We start from the raw sequence: 22,976 nt of genomic DNA on the forward strand, positions 1-22,976 counted from the left end.
GTTCACATATGGATGCCTTAAACCTGCCACTTATTCTCTCTGGTGAATCCGAGTCTGCACTCACTAGCGTAGCCGAACATTGGCTACGCAAGCTTGAATCCTTACCCGACGATGAATTCACGACATTTTGCCTGCATCAATTCACCATTCCACATGCTGAAATGCGTAGTGCCATCTTCGCCACAGATAAAGCCGGATACCTCAAAGGGCTAATGTCACTCTCGCAGGGACGAGCAGCGCGCAATGTTTTAACAGGGAATGCCGGTGCAGGTATAAACCCGGTACTGGTTTTCTCCGGGCAAGGCCCATTGTGGCAAGGAATGACCTCAGAATTACTCAACGTACTCCCCGCTTATCGTCAAAGCGCGGATAAAAGCGGTGAGATATTTCAGGCCAACCTTGGCTGGAATCCAGCAGATGCGCTCGCTGCCAGTGAGCCTTTCTCACGTCTGAAACAAATCCAGCCAATACAGTTTACGATATCCTCCGCGCTCGCGGATGTATGGAGAGCTTTTGGCATCCGTGAAGCAGCCGTGGTCGGACATTCCGTCGGCGAAGCATCAGCCGCCTATTCCGCTGGCTATTTAAGCCAGGAAGACGCAACCAAACTCGTTACACTGTGGGGAAAAGAGCTTTCAAACATTGAGGGACAAGGTGCGATGATATCGGTAGCGGCCTCCGTTGACGATATCGCGCCATTACTCAAAGAGTGGGGAGATCGACTGGCCGTTGCCGCTATCAACAGCAATAAAAGCGTCACATTAAGCGGTGCTACAACAGATACTAACGCCCTGCTCGACAAACTAACTAAAGCAGGATTCTGGGCCTGGAAAGTACCAGGAGGAGAGGTTGCAGGGCACTCTCCTCAGGTGGACATAGTGAAAGCCGCAGTAATAGCGCAGGCACCTCGCAATATTCTCTCTTCAGCACATGCTGTCTACTATTCCTCTGTTGCTGGCGCACGTTACAGTGCCGAAGATTTCCAGCCAGACTACTGGTATCGCATCCTGCGGGAGACTGTTTTGTTTGAAAACAGTATTCGAGCCTTAATCAACGACGGACATCGCCTTTTTATTGAAGTCAGTCCACACCCAGTTCTGACCTCCATCATTGAAGAACATCTGCGCGCCGCTGGCGTTAAAGGCGCAGCTATCTCCACGCTCGATCGTCGGAAAAATGACAAAGAGAGTTTACTTTATTCCCTCGCTCACGCATTTATCAACGGCGCGTCAATTGATTGGACAAGCGTATTCACTCAACTGCTTCCACAGCAAGCAGACGGCTATTACGCAGCACTGGCCGGTGTGGAGGAAGCCTCGTCCGTTGCCGGAGCGACCTCTTCACTTTCAGCTAATTCAGTAAGTACCACGCTAAACGACGACATCGATCGAGTCGCGCTGGGAAATCGCTCGCCGTCTGAACAGTACGACATACTACTGGGACTCGTATCACGTGAAGTTGAAACACTGCTAGGCGAAACCTTTTCCTCGGACATGCAGGCGTTTCGTGATATTGGCTTTACCTCGTTGACCGTAGTCGAGTTCTCACGAGGGCTATCCATTGCGACGGGAATAGAACTTCCCTCCACGCTCGTTTACGACCACCCCACACCACGAGCATTAAGTGAATATCTGAGACAAGAACTTGGCCTATCGTCATCCGATGATGGACAGGAAGCGCAGGAGACGCGCCATCACGACGAACCTATTGCAATCATTGGTATGGCATGCCGTTATCCTGGAAATGTAAACAGTCCTGAAGCACTGTGGGATCTGCTCGTGAACGAGCGCGATGCCATCGGTGATTACCCGTCGGATCGTGGATGGGATGTCAATAAACTGTATGATCCGGAGGCAGGCAAATTCGGTAAAATATCTACCCGTACCAGTGGTTTTTTATATGAAGCACCGCTATTTGACGCCGGATTCTTCGGTATCTCACCACGAGAAGCCTTAACATTGGAGCCCCAACAACGGCTTCTGCTTGAAGTCTCGTGGGAGGCCATTGAACGCGCGGGCATCGATCCATCAGGCCTATATGGTTCGAATACCGGGATATATGCTGGCATCATGGCGACAGAATATGGCTCCCAGATTCAACATGCCTCAGAGGACGTTTCAGGCTACGGCTACATGGGCACCGCCACCTGTGTGGCGTCTGGCAGAGTAGCCTATAGCCTTGGCCTGCATGGACCGGCAGTCACAATTGATACCGCGTGCTCCTCGTCGTTAGTTGCCATTCATACCGCCTGTGAAGCGCTCCGCAGCAATGACTGTAAATTAGCGTTAGCGGGCGGTATTACTATTATGCCGACGCCAGGTGTACTCATCGATTTTTCTCAACAACGCGTGCTCGCACCGGATGGTCGATGCAAAGCCTTCTCCACGTCAGCGGATGGTGTGGGGCTATCGGAAGGCATTGGTATGTTACTGCTGGAGCCGCTCTCTCAGGCTCAGGCGAACGGGCATAAGGTATTGGGCGTTATCCGCGGTAGCGCAGTGAATCAGGACGGTGCTTCTAACGGGCTGACCGCTCCTAATGGATCCGCTCAACAAAAGGTCATTCGCCATGCGCTGGCTAACGCGGGTCTTAAGTCGCAAGATGTCGATGTCGTCGAAGCGCACGGTACGGGCACTCGTCTTGGCGATCCTATCGAAGCGAATGCGCTGATGGCAACCTATGGCCGTCAACGCTCAGCCGAACAGCCGTTACTCCTGGGGTCAATCAAATCCAACATCGGGCATACGCAAGCCGCCGCTGGGGTTGCCGGGCTGATCAAGATGCTAATGGCTTTCCGTCATAACATGCTGCCGCGCAGTCTGCACATCACTGAACCGTCTCACGAAGTCGACTGGTCAAGCGGTGCGATAAAACTACTTTCAGCCTCACAGCCCTGGCCGCAAGTCGGCGATCGGCCCTATCGCGCAGCAATCTCTTCATTCGGCGTCTCCGGCACCAATAGTCATCTCATTGTGGAACAACCTCCGAGAGATCCCATTGACCACGCAAATGCCGTCGCTGTCTCTGCACCACAGGAAATGCTCTGGCCAATTGCTGCAAAAACCGACACTGCGCTACGCAAAAAAGCAGCGCAACTACGGGAGTATCTAGCGAGCAACCACGAGATTGATCCCATTAATGTGGGTTACTCGCTCGGCATTTCACGCAGCCAATTCCCCTACCGCGCCGCCGTCAGGGGTCAGTCAAAAGAAGCGTTAGTAAAAGGATTGCAAGCTCTTGAAAATATGCAGGATGATTCGGCACTAACCGTCGGAACCTCACCGGCCAACGAATCTGGAAAACTGTTCTTTGTTTTCCCTGGACAAGGGTCACAATGGCCTGAAATGGGGATGGAACTGTATAATAACTTTTCTGTTTACCGGCAGGCTATCGACGAGGTTGATAGCGCGCTTCGTGCCTATGTCGATTGGTCACTGATTGACGTTCTGCGCGGCAACCCCGGAACTCCGCCTTTAGACCGCGTTGACGTCGTACAGCCCGCGCTTTTCGCCGTGATGACCGCACTCGCTCGCCTCTGGCAATCTTTCGGATTTACGCCGCACGCCGTCGTGGGGCACTCTCAGGGCGAAATCGCCGCCGCCTATATCGCGAGCGCCCTGTCGCTACAAGATGCGATCCGGATCGTAGCGTTACGCTCAAGGCTGATGCTTAGCCAGTCAGGACACGGCGCAATGGCCACGCTCGGCCTTTCCGAAGAGCAGACCCGCGCTTTCCTTTCTCCAGATGAGGGAGAAATTACCCTCGCCGTCTTCAATAGTCCGACATCAACTGTGGTTTCAGGCGATACCCGTTCCATCGAGACACTGCTCCAACGTTGTAAAAAAGCGCGGGTTCGCGCTAAACGGATTGCAGTCGATGTCGCAGGCCACTCGCCGCAACTCGACACACTGCGCCCCATTCTGATGGAGCTATTTTCCAGTGTGAAGCCCAATGCCACTCGCATTCCTTTTTACAGCACTGTGGGCGGCCATGTGTCTGACGCCCCACTCGATGGCACGACGCTCGGTGCCAAATACTGGTGCGACAATCTATGCCACCCGGTACATTTTTTCAACACAGTATCTGCATTGAGCAAAAACGGCAAAGTGACCTTTTTAGAGTGCAGCCCGCATGCGGTATTGCTGCCCGCACTCGAAGAAACAACAGACAATACGGCGACGATCGTCGGCTCAATGCAGCGCAATAAGTCCGCTGTTGAATGTCTGACGCAGGCAATGGCACATTTGTACGTCAGTGGACACAGCATCAACTGGCGAGCACTTCACCCCGATGCCAGTCTCGTAGACATTCCGACCTATCCTTTCGAGCATCGTCATTACTGGCTAACACCTCCCACCGCCAGCAATGTCGTCACCGTTGGACAACGCCCGACGGAACATGCACTGTTAAACGCGATCATCGACTTGCCAGACGACGAAGGCGTTCTGCTGACAGGACGAATCGGACTCTCCAGCCAGCCCTGGCTTGCGGATCACGCTGCGACCGGCGTTGCACTGGTTCCCGGAACCGCTTATCTGGATATGGTGAGCTATGCCGCGTTACTGACGGACCACCACAGGATCGCAGAACTGGTGATACAAGCGCCGCTGGTGCTGCCTGAACAGGGTGAGTTGGATCTGCAGCTCAGAGTCGGGCGAATTGATGAGCAAGCGCTGCGCGCTGTCACAATCCATGCCCGGCTCCATAACGATGAGGCGTTGGATGCCACCGAGTGGACGCTATACGCCAACGCGTTATTACAGCGCGGCGTCTCAAAACAGGAACGCCCGTTTGACAATGTGGACTGGCCGCCCGCCGGCGCCGAACCGTTGGATCTCACCCGTCTTCATCAACGGCTCTCCGCGGCCGGGTATGAATATGGCGCAGCGTTTAAAGGGCTGAGTGCAGCCTGGCGCCACGGCGATAGCGTGTATGCCGAAGCCAGTCTGCCTGAAGAGCTATCGACGAACGGACATCTCCTACACCCTGCGCTGCTCGATACCGTGCTGCATACCATCGCGCTGCCCGATAGCGAAGATGACGATGCAACAACGCTACGGCTGCCATTCGCACTGAGCGGCATTACGTTGGCTGACAAACAGCCACGCCAGTTACGCGCCCGCTTAAATTTGAAAACAAACGATAACATCAGCCTGATTGCCACTGATGAGACTGGCGAAACGGTGATTTCGATTGAGACGCTCAATTTACGGGAAACCACGCGAGACAAGCTACGTAACCAGTTACGCATCCAGCCTGAATACGATCTACTGCGCACGACATGGAGTCCTTTACCCAGCGCATCTAAAGTAAAAGAAGCCCCTGCTACTGCCAGTTGGGGATTGCTTGAAAGCGATCTCGATGGCACCAGTCCACTGGATATCGCCGTTCGCTATGAATCGCTACGCGCGTTAAGTGCGGGACTGACGTCATCCACGCTGCCGACGGTACTGGTTTGGCCGTTACCGGTCAGCGATTCGGCGAAGACGGATAATCCCCCTTACACGACCCGCTCGCTATGTGAACAGGTTATCGAACAACTCCAACTCTGGCTGTCTGATGAACGCCTGGCCAACACCACCCTGCTGGTGATCACGCGCCGAGCAACAGAACATGCATCCCATGAGTGTTTGGATGTAGCGCATAGCGCTGCGTGGGCATTGCTGCACTCAGCTCAGAACGAGAACCCCGGCCGCATCGTGCTACTTGATACCGACAGCCCTCTCACCGACACCGGGCTACTCAGCGCGGCGCTGGCAAGCGATCGTCCACAGTTGGCGCAGCGCCAAGGACAACTGCTCATTCCACATTTGGCCAGAACGGTGAAAACCGGGCTGCTAACGCCGCCCTCCGATAGTGCGCTGTGGCGCCTGGACATTTCGGATACTGGGAATCTCGACAACCTTATGTTAAAACCCGCCCCTGAAGCCAACGCGCCACTGGGCAGAGGACAGATCCGACTTAGCGTGCGTGCGGCCGGCGTTAATTTCTATGATGTCGTGTGCGCGCTGGGACTCATCGCGCCTCAGCATGAATTCGGCACGGAAGCCGCTGGCGTCATTACGGAAGTCGGGCCGGACGTAAAAGACTTCAATATAGGCGATCGGGTGATGGTACTGACCGAAGGCGCGTTTGGGCCGACGGTTATCGCCAATCAGACGACAACTTTCCACCTGCCAGAAAACTGGACTTTCGCGCAAGCCGCCGGCGTCCCCATCGCCTTTCTCACCGCCTATTATGCGCTTACGCAACTCGCCTCGTTGCGTAAGGGAGAACGTGTTTTGATTCACGCGGCGGCGGGCGGCGTCGGTCAGGCAGCCATTCAATTGGCGCATCATTTGGGGGCGGAAGTGTTCGCCACCGCGCATCCTGACAAGTGGCCGATTCTGCGCCAACTCGGTATCGCCGGCGATCATATTGCCAGCTCACGCAACCTTGAATTCACCGGGAAATTCCGTCCGCAGCTTACTGGCAAAGGTATTGACGTGGTACTCAACTCTCTTACCGGCGAGTTTATCGACGCGTCAATGTCGCTAATGGCATCGGGAGGTCGCTTTATCGAACTAGGTAAAACCGATATTCGCGAGAATTTTCCTACCGACCTGACTTATCACTACCTTGACCGACCAGACAGCTCCCCTAAACAGACAGCAGAGATGTTGACCACGCTATTATCTCTGATGCGTGCAGGTTCACTGGCACCGTTGCCGATCACCGCATTTGATATCAGAGAGGCGATACAAGCCTTCCGCTTAATGCAGCAAGGGCGACATACCGGCAAAGTTGTTTTGACCTTCTCTCAACCACTCAATCCTGACGGAACCGTGTTGATTACCGGGGGAACGGGAACACTGGCTGGACTACTCGCACACCATCTGGTAGAGGCGCATCAGGTCAAAAACCTGATTCTCGCCAGCCGTCGCGGCGCTCGCGCTGACGGTGCAGCACAATTGAAAGCGAAACTGGAAAACATGGGCGCAACGGTCGAAATTGTCGCCTGTGACACCACCGATCCTCTTGCGCTGGATAAACTGCTCGCAGCAATCCCTGACGCACATCCGTTGACTGGCGTGTTCCACACCGCAGGCGTACTGGCTGACGCCACCATCGCCAATCTGACAGCAGAGAGCCTTGATACGGTATTCTCACCAAAAATCGACGCAGTCTGGCACTTGCACCAAAAAACTCGTACTGACGATCTCGCGGCTTTCGTTCTCTACTCATCCAGCGCGGGTACATTAGGTAGCCCAGGGCAAGGAAACTACTCGGCCGCGAACAAAGCGCTAGACACGCTGGCGCACAACCGCCGCCGTGAGGGATTGTGCGCCACCTCCCTCGCCTGGGGTTGGTGGCAACCCGTCACCGAGCTATCGAGTCGGCTCAGCGAGACTGACAACGCGCGTATCGCGCGTACCGGTCTCGCCCCTATCACGCCGGAACACGGGAATGCGATGATCGATGCAGCATTGGCATTGCCTTATGCCGTCTATACCGCCGCACCATTGAACCCGCAGATGTTACGTAAAAATATGCAGTCTGGGCGTCTCCACCCGTTATTTGAACGGTTGGCAGGACCTGCGCTTGCGCGTCGGGCGTCATCCGGCGGAGAAAAAGCGCCCGATTTGCGCCAGTCTCTGTCTCCATTGGAACCCGGCGCACGGCTAAAGCAGCTACAAGTCACCATTGTCGATAACATCGCAGGTATCCTTGGCCTTGATAACGGTTCGCTTCTCGTACCCGAGCAGTCATTTAAAGAGAGCGGCATCGACTCACTTATGGCGCTGGAGTTACGTAACCGCCTGTCGGCTATTTCCGGCCTGCGTCTGCCGGCGACGATGACGTATGACTACCCCACCCCAGTCGCGCTGGCTGAATATCTCGATGCGGAACTGTTCTCCGGGCTGGACATGACGATGAACGAAACGATAACGGAAGAAAATGAGTTGTACGTTCGTGAACGTATTGCTGGCATCCCGCTTGCCAGTTTGCGTGATGCCGGCTTGCTGGAAAAATTAATTCAGATAGCCGACGGCACCGTCCCCGTGGAAAAAGCCCCGAGAAATGTTCAGTTAACCGATATCGAATTCGCCAGTATAGATGAGTTGGTGTCTATGGCCCTATCTGACAAGGACAACGCACTATGACACACGGAAAAAACAATAACGCAGCGAAAAATACTGGCGTTGACCAGGGAACCACCGAGCAACGTCTGATGGATGCGTTACGTCACAGCCTTTTGCAGAACGAACAGTTGAAACAGAGTAACCAGAATTTGACCCAAGCGGCACATGAGCCTATCGCCATTATTTCAATGGGCTGCCGCTTACCCGACGGCATCCACTCTCCCGAACAGCTTTGGCAACGCCTTTCCGATGGCGAAGAGGCTATTGATTCCTTTCCCGCCGATCGGGGATGGAACGTGGATACCTTATTTGAACAAAACCCGGAACTCAGGGCCATCGCCAACACCTGGAGAGGTGGTTTTCTAGAAGATGCTGCAGGTTTCGATGCCGGTTTCTTTAAGATATCCGACCGTGAAGCACTGGCGATGGACCCTCAACAACGCTTACTACTTGAAGTGAGTTGGGAGGTTCTAGAACGTGCCGGTATCGTTCCCGCCACGTTAAAAAACAGCCAGACCGGCGTTTTTATCGGTGCCACGCACAACGGCTATCTCAGCGATATCGAGCGGCGCAACCCCGCCGCCGACGGTTATCGGTTACAAGGCAGTCTGAGCAGCATCAGTTCTGGGCGCATTGCTTACGCGTTAGGGCTGAACGGTCCGGCCATTACGGTGGACACCGCTTGCTCCTCGTCTCTTACCGCGATCCATCAGGCCATTCACTCCTTGAGGAACGGCGAGTGTTCACTAGCCCTTGCAGGCGGCGCGACGATTATGGCCTCTCCTGAGGTCTTCGCCGAGTTCACCCGTCAGGGCGGTCTTGCCGCTGACGGAAGGTGTAAAGCCTTTTCTGACCATGCCGACGGCACCGGTTTTTCTGAAGGCATCGGGCTAATTTTGCTGGAAAAGCTCTCCGATGCCTTACGGTCTGGACATAACGTGCTGGCCGTGATTCGAGGAAGCGCGATTAATCAGGATGGCGCCAGCAACGGGCTAACTGCGCCAAGCGGTCCTGCACAGGAACAGGTCATCCGTCAGGCGCTGAAGAATGCGGAATTGACCTTCTCCGACATTGATGTTGTAGAAGCACACGGCACAGGCACCACGCTTGGCGATCCCATTGAGGCACATGCGCTGCTCAACACCTACGGCAAACACCGTTCGGACGATCAACCACTCTGGCTTGGCTCACTGAAATCCAACATCGGCCATGTCCAGCTTGCCGCTGGCGTCGCCAGTATCATTAAAATGGTGATGGCTCTCCAACATGGGCGATTACCCAAAACGCTACATGCTGAGACACCGTCCAGTAAAATAGAGTGGTCGCGTGGCAACGTTAAACTACTTAACATGGCGCGCGACTGGCCCGATACCAGACGCCCCAAACGTGCAGCAGTATCATCATTTGGTTTTTCCGGTACTAACACCCACATCATTCTTGAAGAAGCTCCGCCGCTTACGCCTCTAGCAGAAGAGACCGCACCGACAAGCGCGTTCGCCGCTCCCGGCATCGCACTGCCGTTGTCAGCGACTTCACCAGCAGGACTGTGCGCCCAGGCTAAGCAACTACACACATGGATTACCCAGAACACAGACGAGGAGCCGGACCTCACCGCTATCGCCTATTCGCTAGCGACCACCCGTAGCCATTTTGATTATCGCGCCGTCATTACCGCAGAAGATAGCAAAAATGCGCTCAACGCACTGGAGGAACTGGCAGCCAATCACTACGCCCCCGGTGTTATTCAGGGTGTCCGCTCCCCGTCGGGTAACGTCGCGTTCCTTTTTACTGGGCAAGGCGCGCAATGGCCAACAATGGGACAGGGTCTATACCATATGTCCCCAGTATTCGCTCAAACGCTCGACGAAGTCTGCAGGTATCTCGATCCCCTGCTGCCGCAACCGCTTAAAACAGTGATGTTCGCAGAAAAGAGCAGTGCAGATGCCTTGCTACTGGATCGCACTGATTTTACCCAGGCAGCCTTGTTCGCGTTTGAGACCGCTTTATGCCGGACAGTCATGCATCTCGGTGTGCAGCCTGATGTCCTGAGCGGCCACTCTATTGGCGAGATCACCGCCGCCTATATTGCTGGCGTATTCACGCTGGCTGATGCCGCGACATTCGTTGCTACGCGCGGACGGCTAATGGAATCCATTACTGTAGACGGCGCGATGGTCGCCATTGAAGCCAGCGAGACGGAGGTTTTACCGTCGTTGCAAGGATATGAAGCATGCGTCTCGATCGCCGCGATTAATGCGCCATCTTCTGTAGTCATCTCCGGTGATACGAATACTGTACTCAGTATAGCCGAGCAGTGGCAGTCGCGCGGCTACCGCACACATCGTTTAAGAACCAGCCACGCATTTCATTCTCCCCACATTGATAGCATCGTTGATACCTTACGCCGAACGCTGTCAGCACTGTCGTTTCAGGCTCCTGCCATTCCGATTGTTTCAACGGTTACCGGTCAACGTCTGACCAATGAACAGGCGTGTTCTGTTGAATATTGGGCTAATCAGGCACGCTGTGCGGTGCGATTCGACGCAGCGGTCCAATGGCTTGAGACACACAATATCGTCGCCGCGCTGGAAATCGGCCCTGATGGTGTGTTAACGGCTCTGGGTCGAGCCAGTACGACCCGTGAATCTAGCGGCATCCCAAGCACGGCGTGGATTGCCTCCTTGCGTAAAGATCGGGATGAGTGTCGCCCCTTCTTTGCCGCGTTGGCCAAACTTTACGCGCAAGGAAAACCGCTGGACTGGAGGAAATTGCTCGTTCAGACACTGACCGTGCCGTTGCCGACCTATCCATTCCAGCATCGACGCTATTGGTTGCAGGCACCGTCGGCGCGGCCAACGTTCGACGGCGGACTCTTTGCGGTTAATCACCCATTCCTGCATGCAGGAATCCGACTAGCCGGTGAACAAGGCTGGGTTTTCACTGGCCTGCTGGATGCGGCGAAGCAGCCGTGGCTCTTGGAACACGTCGTTGGCGATGTCGCCGCAGTGGCGGGAACCGTAACCGCCGAACTCATGCTTTACGTCGGCGAGCTTATTGGCTGTCAACGCCTGGACGATCTCACCCTACAAACCATTTTACCTATTGAGAAACAGGTTCCCGCCCATATTCAATTGCGTATCGGCGAACCGGAGGCAAATGGCGGACGTCAGGCCGACGCCTATTTCTATCTATCCAGTCCCGAACAGACGCATGACCAGATGCCTATCTGGCAACGCTATGCGACGTGCTATCTAGTGCCAGACCACAGTACGCCCCCGGAATGGACGGATCTACGCTCACCGAACTGGCCGCCAGCGGATGCCAAGCAGGTCGATTTCAGCCCTCTCTATGAACAACTTGCCGAACAAGGCGTAGTGTTGGGTGAATCGTTCCAACAACTGACCAACGTCTGGGAACATGACAACAACCTATATGTCGAGGCGACATTGGCCCCGATTCAGGGAGAGCAGGCAGGGGATTTCATCCTGCACCCAACCATACTGGATGCGGGTATGCAGGCGGCATTGATCGAGAAACTCGACGTAGAAACGGAAAACAATCAACCCCGTCTCCTGTTCTACATCAGCGGACTGCGACCTTACGCCAAGAATGTGCAACGCCTGCGAGGACATCTGGTGCGTAAACCCTTGACATCCTCCTCCCTGGGTTACCGCGAATATTCTCTACGGCTCGCTGATGATACCGGGCGAGCCGTCGCCGTCGTTGACGCCATCGTACTGAAATCGTCCCCCCCCTCACGTATTGAGCCATCGCGCCCTCCGTTTTACCATCTGGAATGGCGTGAAATTAAACCCGATTCATCCAACACGAAGCCGAAAATTCGCTGGATTGTTCCGCAAAACAAGCAAGTGGACCGATTCTCCAGCCTCATAAAAGAGTACGACACCACCAGTGCGTATGACGACGATATTCATCAAGTGCTGGCGGCTTTCTCACCTCAGCAGGATGAGATCGCCGTATTTATCGCACCGGATGGCGACGATACCTCTGAGTTTATCGATCATAGCCCTACGCACTGTGTACTCAATGCACTGCAAGCGTGGATTAACGATCACCGAACCACTGACGTTCCCCTCCTTGTGGTAACGCAAGGTGCGATAGCGACAAACGATGGAGAAAATGTCCCTAATCTCTCACAATCTCCACTGTGGGGATTGGTTCGCACCGCGCAGCTTGAATATCCAGGCCGATTTTTCCTGCTTGATATCAATGAGGTAGAAAATGCATCATTGCATTTGATAAACACCGCGATTAACGCGCTGTCCCATGAACCTCAACTGTCGTTGCGCGAGGGGAAAATTCTCGCACCACGACTGTTGAAAGCCGTTGGCGATGGTGACTTTACTGCTTACGGCCACGCCGACCGACCAGAAAATCAGTGCCGTAACCTTAACCCTGACGGCACTGTGCTGATTACCGGCGGTACGGGTGCACTGGGAAAAGTCATCGCGAAACATCTGGTTGAGCATCACGGCATTCGCCACCTGCTTCTTGCCAGTCGACGAGGTAAAACCGCTCCGGGTGCCAATGCGTTATTAAAAGACCTCGCCGAGCTTGACGCACAGGTGACTATTGTCGCTTGTGATATCGCCGATATGTCAGCGGTGGCATCGCTGCTTGACGCCATACCGACAGCACATCCCCTCACCGCTATCATTCACACGGCAGGAAGCATAGACACGGCAACATTAAAGACAATGAACGCAGAGCAGATAGATAGCGTTTTACTGTCTAAAGCCGTGTCCGCCTGGTGTCTTCATCGGCTCACTCGCCATCACGAGCTTGCAGCATTCGTTCTCTATTCTTCCGCGGTCAGTATTCTTCCGCAAAAAGGGCAAGGCAACTACGCTGCCGCCAACGCCTTCTTGGACGCATTGGCGTACCATCGGCACCATCAAGGTCTTCCTGCGACCTCAATGGCCTGGGGGATGTGGGCCGAACGCTCGGAAATGGGAGAACAGCTTGGAGATGAGGATATACAGCATATTATCGCAACGGGCCAAATCCCACTTTCCCGCTCGCAAGGCTTGGCCTATCTTGATACCGTTGTTGGCACACACGTGACGAATCATCCGCCGCTACTAATACCTGCGCGTTTGAATCTGGAAGCGCTGCGCGAGCAAGGCAACATACCGCTCTTGTCGGAGGCGCTCCCTCGTCGCACAGCGTCCAGGAGCGACGTCGGTTCATCACTACAAATTGCGGATATGCTAGAAAAAGAGCGGTTGCCTTATCTGCTTAAATTAATAATTCAATACGCAGGTGAAGTGCTGGACCATTCGGATCCTAAATCCATAAGAACTGATATAGAATTCATCACGCTTGGCTTTGACTCCCTCACCTCAGTGGAAATGGGAAGCCGATTATCACTAACACTTGGTGTCCGCATTCCTGCTACGGCAATTTTCGATCATCCTACGCCGCAGGTGCTTGCACAATACTTACTGAATATGTTGATCGGGGAAAAGCATACCGTCTCAACAGAAGTGCGTACCGATGCGAAGAAAGACTCCGGCAGGTTCTACCACCTGCTACGACAAGCAGTACAAGAAAACCTGACCCAGGAAGGACTAAGTGTGTTAGCCGGCGCGGCGCGCCTACGCGAGCACTTTTCGCATCAACAGCATGAACAGCATGCGCCGGAGACAATATGGCTGCGTAATGATCGGGAAAAGCCGCTGTTGGTTTGCCTTAACTCATTCATTCCCGCCGCTGCCAATTTAACTTATCAGCGCTTAAGCTCAGCTTTGAGCGATCAATATAGTACGCTGACCGTACCGTTACCCGGATATCATGGCGAACCCTTGCCAGCCACAGACTACGCGGCGGCGGCGGCGCTGGCAACGGCAATAGAGAGAAGCGTATCGGAGCGCGATTTTACACTGGTCGGTTTCTCTACTGGCGGACTCGTCGCCCATGCAGCAGCCCACCAGTTGGAGTCTCGCGGTCGGCAGCCCAAAGCGGTTGTATTAATCGACAGCTTTCCACCATCAGCCATGAATGAAACCGCAATGGCCGATGTACTGCGCACATGGTTTGCGGCCAAAGGCGAATTTTGGTCGGATGAGGACACCTCAGTCATGGCGATGGCCTGGTACCTCGAATTATTCGGTCGACAGTGGATGCCTACACACCTAAAAACACCAACGGTGATGCTTCAAGCCAAAGATTATCCCGCGTCAGCACAACCGGAACAGTGGGCAAATGAATGGCCAAATCTGGTGAAAAGCATCATCACACCGGGGAGTCATTTTGAACTGTTAACAGAATATGCGGTTCATACTGCAAAAAACCTATCTGATTTGCTTTGCGAAACAGAAGAAAAATCGGATAACACAATAGGCAATGAGAAAGAACCGAAAGAATGAATATATTAAAAGTGAATGAAAAATATTTTTATTTATAAAAAATCATCTGTAAAGCTAACTTTAAGCAGGAGAATGATATGTCTGAAAATGACCTAGCCTCTTTTTTCAATGGATCTACTTTATTCCAAGTATTGGGATTTAGCATTATTGAAATAAAGGGCGATGCCATTGTTATGGAAATAAATGACAATAACCCCTGCCATCAAGGAGGCTTTGGCGTACTGACTTCGCTTGGTATGAATGGTGCCGTAATCAGTGCTGCTCTGGAATCAGCGATAGGCTTATGTGGTTTTAATGCTCTTGGTCGAGAACCTGCGGGAGTAATTGAACTTTCAGTAAAAATTTTACGTATCATCCGTAAAAAACCATGCAGAATAGAGGCACGCATTGATAACAAAAATAACAACGTCGCGTTTGTTTCAGCCACATTAATCAGCGCACGTGGTGGCGTTTGCGCCACAGGAACAGGCATTGTTTTAAAGAGTAAGGCAACTGAGATAAAACCATGACAGAGTGCTAACTAACATTCAACTGAAAAGTTCTATTTAAGCGTATTAGTAAAACGCCAGCAATGGCGTTTTACAGGTTATTTATGCCACCAATTCGATCTGGTGTAACAACAGATTAATAGATTTATTCGCTTCGAGAAGGAGTTCAGTATGACAACAAATTATTTAGTTCCTCAAGATATGAAAGCTTATCTGATCCGCCCAGAACGTTATGGCGAACCTATTAATGCAATTCAACAGGAAACTGTCAGTATTCCGAAACTATCGCCGAATCAGGTTCTTATTAAGGTGATGGCTGCAGGATTGAATTATAATAATGTTTGGGCGGCATTAGGAAAACCTGTCGATGTTATCTCAGCCCGCCGTAAAAGGAACAAAGATGCCGAGCCGTTTCATATTGGCGGTTCAGAAGCGGCAGGTATTGTTTATGCTGTTGGTCATAATGTCAGTCACATTAGTATCGGTGATCCAGTTGTGGTCTCCTGCTCGGTCTATGATGCGACGTCGATTGAATCACGCCTCTCGAACGATCCGATGTTTACCCGTAGCCAGGAAATTTACGGCTATGAAAAAAATTACGGATCTTTTGCAGAATTCACCATCGTAGAAGACTATCAATGCTTTCCCAAGCCTGATTTTCTGACCTGGGAAGAGAGCGCGACCCTGATGCTCAATGGTCCCACGGCCTACAAACAGCTCACACACTGGACGCCAAATAACGTAAGGCCAGGAGATCCCGTTCTCATATGGGGAGCCGCTGGCGGTTTAGGATCGTTATCGGTACAAATCGTGCGGGCTCTAGGCGGACTTCCCGTCGCCGTTGTCTCAAGCGAAGAGAAAGGAGAGTATGTTCGCAATCTGGGCGCAGTGGGATATATTGTCAGGAAAAAATACTCACATTTTGGCCGGCTTCCCGATGTCACATCGGATGAACATGCGTCATGGTCCAGAGCATTCGCCAATTTCAGACGTGACTTCTTCAAAGCCTTAGGAAAAAAAGAACTGCCCAAACTGGTTATTGAACATTCCGGGCAAGATACTTTCCCGACATCACTGCAAATCTGCGATCACTCTGGCATGGTAGTTACGGTGGGAGGAACCTCTGGCTATAATTGTGACTTTGACGTGCGCCATTTATGGATGCACCAGAAAAGAATACAAGGTTCTCACTACGCCAATATCCGAGAATGTAATGAGTTTCTTCATCTCGTTAATCAAAAAAAGATCATACCCACCATGAATAAAGTATTCCGTTTTGATGAAATACCATATGCACATCAAGAGCTATTAAACGGAGGAATATTCGGAAATGCGGCAGTATTGGTTAACGCAACAGCTCCAAAACTCGGTTCAAGTATTTCTCATGATGAGAAAAACATACCTGCACACAGTCATTAAGCGAAAAAATGAAAAGCGGATAACGCTATTGAATAATAATAAGAAATTTTATACTTTAATAAGCTCTCCTTCCGAGAGGAGGCAAGGAGAGCTTATTATCAAAAAAACACCATCACAATAGATGAATCAAACCTAAAAAGTGTATTTATAAAAAAAAATTAAAGACAGTAATAAATGCCTTTGCCTTGCTGAGTCCGGCACGGTCACCCTGCGCAAACGCCGCCTTCCTCTGGAAATGATGGTCTGGTGTATCTGACCTGCTCCCCGTTGATTAGTACACCCCGATGTTAGTAATGTCTTCATAAGCCACATGAGGACATCCCCATGAAGAAGCGTTTTTCCGACCAACAGATCATCAGTATTCTCCGCGAGGCTGAAGCCGGGGTTTCTGCCCGTGAACTCTGCCGTAAGCATGCCATTTCCGACGCCACGTTTTACACCTGGCGTAAGAAGTATGGCGGTATGGAGGTGCCTGAGGTTAAGCGCCTGAAGTCGCTTGAGGAAGAGAACGCCAGACTCAAGAAGCTGCTTGCCGAAGCCATGCTGGATAAGGAGGCGCTTCAGGTGGCTCTTGGGCGAAAGTACTGACGACAAACCAGAAGCGCGAAGCTGTGGTGTTGATGTGTGATGCGACCGGTCTGTCGCACGTCGTGCCTGCAGGCTCACAGGTTTGTCCCTGTCGACCTGCCGCTGCTCCGCCCGGCGGCGCCCAATCTGACCTGGTCGATGGATTTCGTCATGGACGCATTGGCCACCGGTCGCAGGATCAAGTGCCTTACCTGCGTGGATGACTTCACGAAGGAATGCCTGACGGTCACTGTTGCCTTTGGGATTTCAGGCGTGCAGGTCACGCGTATTCTGGACAGCATTGCGCTGTTGCGCGGCTATCCGGCTACGATAAGAACTGACCAGGGGCCGGAGTTTACTTGCAGAGCACTTGACCAGTGGGCTTATGAGCATGGCGTGGAGCTGCGGCTTATCCAGCCCGGCAAGCCGACACAGAACGGATTTATTGAGAGTTTTAACGGACGCTTTCGCGATGAATGCCTGAATGAACACTGGTTCAGCGACGTCAGTCATGCCAGGAAAACCATCAGTGAATGGCGTCAGGATTAGTACGGCAACGACTTGTCGAGCGGGCTATAAGGCAGGTATTTGCATACACGAAAGCCGGTTTGCAATAGCGAATAAGTAATATGACCTCCGAGTCCGTAAAGCTGCCCCACCCAGGTGCGTGCCGCGCGCAACGGTTCGCTCTGCATAACCAGCGCAAGGCTGTCCTGGTTATGCGTGGCAAAAAACGGCGCGATGCTAACGCTGCACACCAGACTTGGTGATGAAATTCTGCTCGGTGCAGGTCAGACCTGAAAGCCAGTACAGTACCGGCGGTTTTTCTGCTTCTGCTTTGAGAGGGAGATACACGCCGACATTCATTTCACAATTCAATGTATGTGAATAATGCCGCTACACGTTTTGCCAGCCACCAAAGCTGGCATGCTGTTCAATGAGTTCCATCATCCATTGTCTCACGGTTAATCCCCCTGACCGGAGTCAGGGGAGGAAGCAGGACAAATAAAAGTCAGATAAACGTGTAGGCCGTGATTTTGTTACCGGCCGGATCACGCAGATAGGCAGCATAGGCACCAGGCAAATGGTCGCGAGGACCAGGGAGACCCTCGTCAGTACCACCATGCGCAAGACCAGCGGCATGGAATGCATCAACCTCTTCCGGACTGGCGGCAGCGAAGCCGATCGTCACGCCATTGCCGGTGGGCACTTCACCGTTGCCCGGTCGCGCGATAATGAATGCCGGTTTTTCGCGGCCATAAAGTACCCAGCCATTGCCGAAAGGTCCGAGATTTTTGATGTCAAGAGTACCAAGAACGGCATCGTAGAATACTGAGGATTTTTCGACATCGGACGCGCCTATGAACACATGCGAAAAAATGCCGTCGCCAGAAATTACAGGTGTTGCCATAGTTAACTTCCTTCAGTTGTGGTGTATTCAGAACCCGGCGGAACTCAGTAATGAATAACCGTCCGGATAGATTTGCCTTCATGCATCAACTCAAAAGCGTCATTAATTTGATCCAGCTTCATCGTATGTGTCACAAACGGTTCAAGCTCGATGTCGCCTTTCATGGCATCCTCAACCATGCCAGGTAGTTGTGTACGGCCTTTCACTCCCCCGAAAGCAGAGCCTTTCCAGACTCTACCTGTTACCAGTTGGAACGGGCGTGTGGAAATTTCTTTGCCAGCACCAGCTACACCGATAACTACGGACTGCCCCCATCCCCGGTGAGCGCTTTCCAGCGCGGCACGCATAACGTTGACGTTACCGATACATTCAAAGGTATGGTCGATACCCCACTTGTTGATATCCAGAAGAACATCTTTGATGGGTTTATTATGGTCATTCGGGTTAATGCAGTCAGTGGCGCCGAACTGTCTGGCCAGGTTAAATTTTTCCGGGTTGGTATCGATAGCGATGATACGTCCAGCTTTCGCCTGACGAGCCCCTTGGACTACAGCTAGGCCTATTGCGCCAAGACCAAAAATGGCAACGGAGTCACCCGGCTGCACTTTTGCCGTATTGTGGACAGCGCCAATACCTGTGGTCACACCACAGCCCAGCAGGCAGACATGCTCATGATTTGCCTCTGGATTAATCTTAGCCAAGGAGACCTCAGCCACTACGGTGTATTCACTGAAGGTCGAGCATCCCATATAGTGGTAGAGCGGCTGACCGTTGTAAGAAAAACGGGTTGTGCCATCAGGCATCAGGCCTTTGCCCTGGGTCTCACGAACTGACACACAGAGATTGGTTTTTCCGGACTGACAGAACTCACATTCCCCGCATTCGGCGGTGTAAAGCGGAATAACATGGTCACCCGGCTTAACGCTGGTGACACTTTCTCCCACTTCAACAACAATTCCGGCCCCTTCGTGCCCGAGGACCACCGGAAAGACGCCTTCAGGGTCATTTCCGGAAAGGGTAAAAGCATCGGTATGGCAGACGCCTGTGTGGGTATTTTTAATCAGCACCTCACCTTTTTTGGGTGGCGCAACATCAATTTCAACAATTTCCAAGGGCTTGCCTGGTGCAAATGCAACGGCGGCACGTGATTTCATGGACTGTTTCTCCTCAATCTGGTAACGGTATCAGTTATTTGAGATAGGCACGGACCAGTTCAATGGTATCGTCAACAGATTTACTGACTTCGTGGCTGTAACTGTCATTCTGGTCAAAGGTTTCCCGTATGTGGCTCTCAAGCACCTCAGCCATCAGGCCGTTAGCCGCACCACGGACAGCAGCTATCTGCTGGAGAACGGCACGGCATTCAGCGCCATTCTCCAGCGCTCTTTCCAAGGCATCAATCTGGCCGCGAATACGGCGGACCCGGGTAAGGATCTTCTTTTTTTCTTCCGGAGTACTGGGCATCTTTTTACCTCATGTTTGCGCCTAATATACTATAGATGAGTATATATTACATGTCAATGTATACTCATCTATAGTATATGGCGATGAACGTTGTAAATATCAGCAAAACTGAAATGGTTAATGTGAAGTTTTGACCGCATCCGACCATACATGGCAAAACGTGGCGTAAGTCCGGCGCTGTAATAAGGGATCTTGAATAAGAACAATATGCTGCGGTTTTAATTGTATCTTTTCTAACAACGCGCGCGTGAATTTCGCATTTTCACCCGTATTACGTGAGGTATCTTCCAGAAAAATCCGTTTATCGGGCAAATCCCAAAATCTGGTTGCAATATCATAAAAAAAGGCGGCTTCTGAACGCAGATTACCAGTATCTATCTCTCGATAACGAGGATGCTTTTCAATAGCCGCGGCAAGTAAAGGAGTGGAGTGACCAATACCGCCGGAAAGAATCAGAGGAATATCATGCTTTTTCGCCAATAAACAAGCGCCGTCGATGGTGGTTAATACCTCATTACCGGCCAAAATAATGGCGTCAGCAATTATTTTATCTCGACGAGAAGAAAAATCATCAACAGCAAGCCAAGAGGCGATGACATTTATGGCAGCAATGACATCTTCAGGCATTGCAGGAAACCTCGATGAGGCTAAACCTTCGGCGTTCATATTTCCCCCTAGCAATCAACTTCCGCAACGTCGCCCTCACCTGACATGGTCGGTGGGGAAGACCACCCCGGTCTGACGACGAATTTCCGTCAGTAGTTCTGCCACGATCCGTGAATGCTCCAACCCTGGATGTTCAACGTTACGCGAATTTACCAGTGAGGCAAAAGTTTCCGCCTCAGACACCATAGGCGATTGACCGAGTTCACACCGGCTACCGTCTCTCATGACAAGGGTAACACGTTGACATTCGGATAAGTGCTCACCCTCTTCTCCCTGGATTTCGCTAGCAATGGCCGTGTGGCTAACTTTAGAGTGGATGATGGTTACATAGAAATCACCATAGTCCAGAATTACGCTGCCAAGTCCGTCAACCCAGCAGGGTAGCGCTTGCCAGCACTCTGCTCAGTCTCCTCCACAAAGCGACGGCAAAGGCCAGGCAGTAAAAACCTATGTCCATGATGGAACCGTTGGAAAAAGCCGGATTGAACGTATTGGGATTCTCGCCGGCCAGATAACTGGGATAGCGCGAAGAGAACTGGCAGTAGTTCAGCAGCGCCTTGCGCAGCTGAACGTGAAAGAATCCAGGTTGTCGTGATAAATTGATGGAAAATGAAACTTGCGACAAGAACTATTTAGCAGCGGCAATGTTATATAGTGAATCGCAGAATAAGTTGTTCTCCCGCATTTCGTTTTGTCATTACCAACGGGCTTAAATCTCATTAATTTCCCTCTGAAATGTCACCAGCAATACATCTATTACTATTACCGAAAAATAACGTCTCCAATATTACGCGCCGCCTCCAGACAGGCGTCCGGTGTTTTCAGCTCCGGCATCAGCAGAATTTCAGCGGTCGCCACCGGCGCGCCGCAATAGTCGAAAATCCCCTGTACTATCTGTGCATTAAACGCATCGGAATAACCGCGTTTTTCGAATGTGCGTTGGTTGGCGCCGCCATAATTGCCGCCGACGGTAAAGGTACAGACCTGAATGTACTTCCCGGCGACATTAGGCAGACACCACAGCTGCTGGTAGATATTTTTCCGATTGACGAACTTGCCGGAAGTCTTATCCAGCACTTCATCGTGGTGGCTGACCAGATCAATGTTGCTCCCGCAGCGCCCGGAAATCGGCTTGATCGCATAACCGGTTTTCGCCAGCTCTTCGTTCACCGCAAAATCGGTATCCAGCAGATAGCGATGATGCGGGAACAGCGACCACAGCACCGGCAGAATCGCTTTATTACCGGGGATCGCCGTCCACAGCGGCTCAAAGACCATCACTTCGGGACGCATCAGCACGTCGATCAGCCGTACCTCATTATCCGGATGGCCGGTACGGATCGGCACCGCCGCGAATTCGGCCGCGCTGACCTCGCGCACCTGTTCAATAACGGTCTCCCAGGCCCAGGTTTTCCAGACGCAGTTAACCAGCCGGCCAGCGTCAGGGCGCGTTGCATAAACCCGGCGTGGTAATTCTCTTCCAGATCCTTGTCCTGCATGATGTGGACAAAAGGCCGCGCCAGGCTGTGCTTCCACGCGCCGGTCAGTTCTCCGAGCAACTCTTCCGCTGGGTTATGCCCTTTGCCGGGATATCCCTGACGGGCCCACTGTTCGAGGATCAGCCCGCCTTCAGTGTGGCAGGAAGCGGAATCGGCATTGTATTCATAGACTTTCAGACCGCGCTCATCCATGCAGAAGTCCGTGCGCCCGGTGATCATATCGTGCCGGCGCCGCTGCCAGGAGAGCCGTAAACGCGGCCAGAGAATTTTGGGGATATCAAAAAGCGCCAGCAAATCGTCATCTTTCATCACCTTATCGGTGGCGTGCAAATACATCAGATGCAGCTCATTGGTCGCCTTGACCGGTTCCTGCTCGGCGCATTCGGTGATAGTGAAATATTGATAGGGATCCTGGTTGATATTGCCCACCAGTTGGGTGATTACCGCCACGTGGCCCGTCTGGTAAAATTCGCCGCCTTTTTGCCAGATCAGCAGCGCGCCGGCTACCGGCGGGCATAGAGAACCGTTGGCAAAGGACTGTAAAGGCAGGATATTGTCATTAACGACCTGGCGCAAAAAACGCAGAGAGAAGATTTCATACGCCATGCCGACGTCGGTAAAGACGAAGCCATGGTTCAAAAACAGAAAACGGCGGGCGAACTCGACGCACTGCCACTTATGCCCCATATATTCGTTGTCGATATAGCTGCGAAACGAGACGTCGCCCGGCATATTTTGCCGGTCCAAACTTCTGTAGTTCGATGAATAAATCGCTACGCCGCCCGGCGCGTACCCCAACAACATGCCGAATGGAGCGTCACTGTCTGTTGTTCCTTTGCTCATTGCCTGAGCTCAAATTAATGCAGCCCGGACAGTTGGCGGTAGAAACTCCCTCTATTTATCCCGTCCAGGCAATACCCGACAGAGGTGGGACTATGATAGCACTCATT

At 52.4% G+C, this 22,976-nt stretch carries 8 protein-coding genes and 6 pseudogenes; 6 read left to right on the plus strand and 8 right to left on the minus strand.

The features are described from left to right. The first annotated feature begins 8 nt into the window (after nucleotides 1-8). The 6 genes and pseudogenes from EH206_RS19735 to EH206_RS23235 all read left to right on the plus strand — a co-directional run. Nucleotides 9-8,144: a type I polyketide synthase gene (locus tag EH206_RS19735; RefSeq protein WP_009114556.1), complete on the plus strand. Its 8,136-nt coding sequence runs from the start codon at nucleotides 9-11 to the stop codon at nucleotides 8,142-8,144. Further along, nucleotides 8,141-14,512, plus strand: coding sequence for a type I polyketide synthase (locus EH206_RS19740; protein WP_009114557.1), 6,372 nt, complete (start codon nucleotides 8,141-8,143; stop codon nucleotides 14,510-14,512). Before EH206_RS19735 ends, EH206_RS19740 begins: the two co-directional genes overlap by 4 nt. Before the next feature lie 77 nt (nucleotides 14,513-14,589). Continuing rightward, nucleotides 14,590-15,021: a PaaI family thioesterase gene (locus tag EH206_RS19745; RefSeq protein ID WP_009114558.1), complete on the plus strand. Its 432-nt coding sequence runs from the start codon at nucleotides 14,590-14,592 to the stop codon at nucleotides 15,019-15,021. A gap of 150 nt (nucleotides 15,022-15,171) precedes the next feature. Next, nucleotides 15,172-16,419 carry a crotonyl-CoA carboxylase/reductase gene (gene ccrA / locus EH206_RS19750; protein ID WP_009114559.1) on the plus strand — a complete coding sequence of 416 codons (1,248 nt, stop codon included), beginning with the start codon at nucleotides 15,172-15,174 and terminating at the stop codon, nucleotides 16,417-16,419. Nucleotides 16,420-16,600: 181 nt separating this feature from the next. After that, nucleotides 16,601-16,672: pseudogene (locus EH206_RS19755) on the plus strand (transposase domain-containing protein); the annotation flags it as partial. A gap of 71 nt (nucleotides 16,673-16,743) precedes the next feature. Further along, nucleotides 16,744-17,532: pseudogene (locus tag EH206_RS23235) on the plus strand (transposase); the annotation flags it as partial. A 2-nt stretch (nucleotides 17,533-17,534) separates the two neighbouring features. Here the strand turns inward: EH206_RS23235 and EH206_RS19775 are convergent. From EH206_RS19775 to EH206_RS19810, 8 genes and pseudogenes are all read right to left on the minus strand, one after another. Continuing rightward, nucleotides 17,535-17,729: pseudogene (locus EH206_RS19775) on the minus strand (proline dehydrogenase family protein); the annotation flags it as partial. Between the two features lie 4 nt (nucleotides 17,730-17,733). After that, nucleotides 17,734-17,934, minus strand: a pseudogene (locus tag EH206_RS19780) (alpha/beta hydrolase-fold protein); the annotation flags it as partial. Between the two features lie 64 nt (nucleotides 17,935-17,998). Next, nucleotides 17,999-18,397, minus strand: coding sequence for a VOC family protein (locus EH206_RS19785; protein WP_009114561.1), 399 nt, complete (start codon nucleotides 18,395-18,397; stop codon nucleotides 17,999-18,001). 44 nt (nucleotides 18,398-18,441) lie between these two features. Beyond that, the gene (gene frmA / locus EH206_RS19790) at nucleotides 18,442-19,551 is read right to left on the minus strand and encodes an S-(hydroxymethyl)glutathione dehydrogenase (RefSeq protein WP_009114562.1); all 1,110 of its coding nucleotides are present in this window, start codon (nucleotides 19,549-19,551) and stop codon (nucleotides 18,442-18,444) included. Nucleotides 19,552-19,585: 34 nt separating this feature from the next. Further along, the gene (frmR, locus tag EH206_RS19795) at nucleotides 19,586-19,861 is read right to left on the minus strand and encodes a formaldehyde-responsive transcriptional repressor FrmR (RefSeq protein ID WP_009114563.1); all 276 of its coding nucleotides are present in this window, start codon (nucleotides 19,859-19,861) and stop codon (nucleotides 19,586-19,588) included. Between the two features lie 117 nt (nucleotides 19,862-19,978). Continuing rightward, the gene (locus EH206_RS19800; protein ID WP_009114564.1) at nucleotides 19,979-20,527 is read right to left on the minus strand and encodes a YdcF family protein; all 549 of its coding nucleotides are present in this window, start codon (nucleotides 20,525-20,527) and stop codon (nucleotides 19,979-19,981) included. Between the two features lie 36 nt (nucleotides 20,528-20,563). After that, nucleotides 20,564-21,095, minus strand: a pseudogene (locus EH206_RS23475) (gfo/Idh/MocA family oxidoreductase); the annotation flags it as partial. Between the two features lie 194 nt (nucleotides 21,096-21,289). After that, nucleotides 21,290-22,869 (minus strand): annotated as a pseudogene (locus tag EH206_RS19810) (glutathionylspermidine synthase family protein). Nucleotides 22,870-22,976: the final 107 nt, after the last annotated feature.

The sequence above is a fragment of the Brenneria nigrifluens DSM 30175 = ATCC 13028 genome (assembly GCF_005484965.1).
GTDB lineage: Bacteria > Pseudomonadota > Gammaproteobacteria > Enterobacterales > Enterobacteriaceae > Brenneria > Brenneria nigrifluens.